General features: G+C 63.9%; 5 protein-coding genes. 2 read left to right on the forward strand and 3 right to left on the reverse strand.

The features are described from left to right. Positions 1-96: 96 nt before the first annotated feature. A complete protein-coding gene (locus tag ACFRAU_RS25960) occupies positions 97-579 on the reverse strand; it encodes a CarD family transcriptional regulator (protein ID WP_003801164.1) in 483 nt (160 codons plus the stop codon). Between the two features lie 325 nt (positions 580-904). Between ACFRAU_RS25960 and ACFRAU_RS25965 the strand changes: the two genes are divergently transcribed. Continuing rightward, positions 905-1,495, forward strand: coding sequence for a hypothetical protein (locus ACFRAU_RS25965; protein ID WP_378002007.1), 591 nt, complete (start codon positions 905-907; stop codon positions 1,493-1,495). 160 nt (positions 1,496-1,655) lie between these two features. Here the strand turns inward: ACFRAU_RS25965 and ACFRAU_RS25970 are convergent, their stop codons facing one another. Both ACFRAU_RS25970 and ACFRAU_RS25975 read right to left on the reverse strand, forming a co-directional pair. Next, on the reverse strand, positions 1,656-2,336 hold the full coding sequence (locus ACFRAU_RS25970; protein ID WP_003801167.1) for a response regulator transcription factor: 681 nt from the start codon (positions 2,334-2,336) through the stop codon (positions 1,656-1,658). Beyond that, positions 2,333-3,691 (reverse strand): sensor histidine kinase, encoded by a 1,359-nt coding sequence (locus ACFRAU_RS25975; RefSeq protein WP_378002008.1) that lies wholly within the window; start codon positions 3,689-3,691, stop codon positions 2,333-2,335. The genes ACFRAU_RS25970 and ACFRAU_RS25975 overlap by 4 nt, the downstream gene beginning before the upstream one ends. A 203-nt stretch (positions 3,692-3,894) precedes the next feature. Between ACFRAU_RS25975 and phoU the strand changes: the two genes are divergently transcribed. After that, entirely contained in the window at positions 3,895-4,557 is a 663-nt protein-coding gene (gene phoU, locus ACFRAU_RS25980; protein ID WP_377998200.1) for a phosphate signaling complex protein PhoU, read from the forward strand. Positions 4,558-4,630 lie beyond the last annotated feature (73 nt).

Genomic DNA, 4,630 nt, shown 5'->3' on the forward strand with positions numbered 1-4,630 from the left:
TCCCAGTGCTGGGAACGCCCCGAACTGCTACCTGGATGGGTGTTTTTGGGCAAGAAGAAACCCCGGTGGCACTTTGCCACCGGGGTTCAATTCTTGTTAGGAAGCCAAGACCTCGTCGAGAACGCTGGCAGCCTTCTCTTCGTCTGTCTTTTCAGCCAGAGCCAATTCTGAGATCAGAATCTGCCGGGCCTTGGCCAGCATGCGCTTCTCGCCTGCGGAAAGGCCGCGGTCGTGATCCCGGCGCCACAGGTCGCGGACGACCTCTGCAACCTTGATGACGTCACCGGAAGCAAGCTTCTCCAGATTTGCCTTGTAACGACGCGACCAGTTGGTGGGCTCCTCAGTGAACTCGGCACGAAGCACGTCAAACACGTGCTCCAAACCGTCTTTGCCCACTACGTCGCGAACCCCAACAAGGTCAACGTTTTCTGCTGGAACTTCAATGGTCAGATCACCCTGAGCCACCTTGAGCTTGAGATACATCTTCTCTTCGCCCTTGACAGTGCGCATCTTGATCTCTTCAATTTTTGCTGCACCGTGGTGAGGGTAAACTACTGTCTCGCCGACCTCAAAAACCATGTGGACTTTCCCCTTTCCCGCAGACCAGTTTATCACGATTAAGGCATATGACTGGCATGGAAACGGTCCAGGAACCCCGTAAATCCGCGGAAAATGGCCGAAATCAGCGGCTCAGACCCCTTGACGAATGCGAACAATAGTGCATCGCCAACGGCCCCACAAGCGTTACGCGCGGGTAGTTGCGGACCCTTGCGGGAGGTCTGCGGGGCCGCAGACGGGCGTCGGAGGGGTCAGTCATGTGGAGGGTCCGAATCCTTGTTTGCCCCTCTTTGCCGATAGGCTATGGCTGAAAACTGTTTCAAAGACTTTTCGAGGAGTGCGTGACGTGCGTTTCACTGCGATGAACCGGGGCCAGAGCGGCAAGATGGCAATGGCGGCAGCCGCCCTGAGCGTCGGCCTGCTGGCCCTGACGGGCTGCGGCTACGTCAACGCCCAGCAGACCTCTCACCAGTACGCCGCCTCCGACGGAACCCGCGCCGACGTCGGGCCGGTCCAGCTGCGCAACATGCTGATCGTTTCCGCCGGCGAGAACCAGCCCGGCCGCGTCATCGGCGCCGTCTACAACTCCTCTTCGAAGGACGTCAAGGTCACGTTCAAGGGAGCCGAAGGCGCACAGACCGAAGTTCCGGTCAAACAGAACTCCTACACCCTGCTGAACCAGTCCACGGACGCAGCCACCCTGAGCACCACCGGCGGCAAACCCGGAACAGTCGTGGACGTCCAGGTGACCGAGGACGGAACCAACGTCAACAAGACCGTGAAGATTCCTGTGGTGGACGGCACGCTGAAGGAATACGCCGCCTACCTGCCGGGCGGCACGCCCAGCGAGTCTGCCACTCCGAGCCAGACTGCAACACCGGGTGAGACCGCGACGCCAAGCGAATCCGCCACGGCCACGCCCACCGCAGGCCACTAGCAGCGCCGCCCAGCACGCCAGCCATACAAGAAGGAGGGGTTCCCGGCCGGGAACCCCCTCCTTCTTCGTGTTATCGGTGCTTCGTGTTGCCGGTGCTTCGTGTTGCTCCGCGCCAGAGGTGCCACGCCCCCGGCCACTCCCCCGGGCTGGCGGCCAGCCTCTACGGCTCGAACTTGTAGCCCAGTCCGCGCACGGTGACCAGGTACCGCGGCAGCGACGGGTCTGGCTCGATCTTGCTGCGCAGCCGCTTCACGTGGACGTCGAGCGTTTTCGTGTCGCCCACGTAGTCGGAGCCCCAGACCCGGTCAATCAGCTGGCCACGCGTCAGCACGCGGCCGGAGTTCCGCAACAGCATCTCCAGCAGCTCAAACTCCTTCAGCGGCAGCGACACCTGCTCGCCGTCGACACTCACCACATGCCGCTCGATGTCCATCCGTACGGGTCCGGCATGGACGGTGGATGAGATGAGTTCCTCCGGTTCGCCCTGGCGGCGCAGCACCGCGCGGACGCGGGCCACCAGCTCGCGGGAGGAGTAGGGCTTGGTGACATAGTCGTCCGCACCCAGCTCCAGGCCCACCACCTTGTCGATCTCGGTGTCCTTGGCGGTCAGCATGATGACCGGGACGGTGGAGCGCTGCCGCAGCTGCCTGCAGACCTCCGTGCCGGACTGTCCCGGCAACTGCAGGTCGAGCAGCACGAGGTCCGCCCCGTTGCGGTCGAATTCCGTGATGGCGTCGAGGCCGTTGTCCACGACCTCCACTTCGAACCCTTCCTTGCCCAGAAGATAGGACAGGGGATCGCTGAACGACTCCTCGTCCTCGACAATAAGAATCCTGCTCAAGCGTTAGCTCCTCGTTCGTGGACGCCGGCGGCGTCGTGTGGTTCGTTGGCCTGCGGCTGCTCGGGCTGGCCCTGCGGTGAAGCGGGTGCCAGCGCTGTGGCTTCCCGGCCGGTGCGGGAGTCAGCTGCGCGGTCGTCACTTACGCGGTCATCCCCGGCGTCGGTGCCTTCGGACCGGGCTCCGGTGCCCTCCGCCCGCGCCCGGGCCGCCCGCGGTTCCGGCGCGGACTCGCCTTCCTGCCCTTCCATCTCCGGCAGCCTGAGGGTAAACGTGGACCCCTGGCCGGGCTGGGACCAGAGCGTGACTTCGCCCCCGTGGTTGGACACAACATGTTTGACGATGCTCAGGCCCAAACCCGTTCCGCCAGTGTGGCGGGAGCGGGCCGCATCCACCCGGTAGAAGCGCTCGAACACCCGCTCCTGATCCTCGGGTGACAGTCCTTCGCCCTGGTCCGTCACGGAGACGGAAACCAGGCCCTCTTTGGACCGCACACCGATGCCCACGCGGGTGTTTTCCGGCGAGTACCTGATGGCGTTGTCGATCAGGTTGCGCAGCGCCGTGACCAGCAGGTCCTGGTCGCCATAGACCTTGGCCTCCGCGCGGCCGCCAATGACGATCTGGATGTTCTTGCTCTCGGCAGGCAACTGGGACCGGTCCACGGCTTCGGAAATGACGTCGTTGATGTCCACCGGGTGCCCCTGCTGCGCCACGTTTGCGCCCTGCAGCCGGGACAGCTCAATGATGTCCTGCACCAGCGCGGCGAGGCGGGCCGATTCTTTGTGCATGCGTTTGGCGAAGCGGCGGACAGCATCCTCGTCGTCCGCCGATGATTCCAGCGCTTCGGCCAGCAGCGAGATGGCGCCCACCGGGGTCTTCAGTTCGTGGGACACGTTGGCCACGAAGTCGTTGCGGATCTCCTCGGTCCTGGTGATCTCGGTGCGGTCATCGGCCAGCAGGACGATATATTCCTCACCCAGCATGGCTGCCCGGACCTGCACGATGATGGTTCCCTGGCCAAGCGGTCCCCGGGGCAGTTCGAGCTGCCTCTCCAGGATGACGCCGTCGCGCCGGACATTCGCCGTCATGGCCAGCAGCTCGCGGTGCACCACCGTGTGTCCGCGCACCAGGCCGTAGGCGTAGGCCGCGGGGCTTGCCCGGACGACGCCGTCGATCGCGTCCACCACCACAAACGCCTGGCCGACGACGGCGAGGACTTCAGCTGAGCCCTGGGGCAGCGCCGGTTCGTCGTACTCGATCTCCACGAGCTCGCGCTGCTTCTCGCTGACCCGGAACGCGAGCACGCCAAAGACGCCGAACGACAGGCCCAGCAGGCCGGCGATGACACCTAAGAGCATTGGATCCACGCCTCCAGCTTATGCTTCCGAGAAGCCCCAATATCCGATAAACGGCCCACGCAGTGCGGATTCAGCTAACGTTCATCTTGAGATGTGCAACAGTTCACCGAACACTGGAAGAGTGTGCGGTTGGACTGCCGGAACGGTGACACGAAATTCTGACCGCCGCGGCGGGGCGGAGTTTCCAAGGAAAGGACGCCTACGTGCGCAAGGTTTTTCAGGAGGAGCTGGCCCACGTGGGCGAGGACCTCATCGAGATTTCAAAGCTGGTCAGCGAAGCGATCGGCAAGGCAACCACCTCGTTCGAGAGTGCCGACGTCGACCTGGCCCAGGACGTCATCGCCGCGGACGCCAGGATCGATTTCCTGCAGAACAGCCTCGACGAGCGCGCCATCGACATCCTCGCGCTGCAGGGCCCTGTAGCCAGCGACCTTCGCATGATCGTCGGGTCGCTGCGGATGAGCGCATCCCTGGAGCGCATGGGTGACCTTGCCCGCCACATTGCCCAGCTCGCCCGGCTGCGGTTCCCCTCCATGGTGATTCCGGAATCGCTGACCGGGACGTTCAAGAGCTTCGCAGAGCAGGACATCGAGATCGCCAACAAGCTCACCGAACTGCTGGAGACCCGCAACCTCGAGGTTGCCCGCGACATCCTCAAGGCCAACTCCGCGGTGAACGACCTCCACCTCAGCGTCTTCAAGGCGATCGCGCGCCCCGACTGGCAGGAATCCCCGGCCACCACCGTGGACGTGGCGCTGGCCAGCCGCTACTTCGAGCGGTTCGCGGACCACGGCGTGTCCGTGGCGCAGAAGGTCACCTACCTCGTGACCGGCGCCTGGCACCCGAACAGCATCGAGCACGGCTGACCCGTCAAGCACGGCCAGGCAACACCTTCGAGTTTTTGTCCACGTATTGGCCTCTCTGGCGGTGTTTGGGGCC

Origin of the sequence: Arthrobacter sp. NPDC056691, from assembly GCF_042791415.1 — a bacterium.
Taxonomy (GTDB): Bacteria; Actinomycetota; Actinomycetes; order Actinomycetales; family Micrococcaceae; genus Arthrobacter.

What these genes read in the sequence shown, in the direction of transcription:
- ACFRAU_RS25960 (WP_003801164.1), bottom strand. Translation starts at nt 579, where the DNA reads ATGGTTTTTGAGGTCGGCGAGACAGTAGTTTACCCTCACCACGGTGCA.
- ACFRAU_RS25975 (WP_378002008.1), bottom strand. Translation starts at nt 3,691, where the DNA reads ATGCTCTTAGGTGTCATCGCCGGCCTGCTGGGCCTGTCGTTCGGCGTC.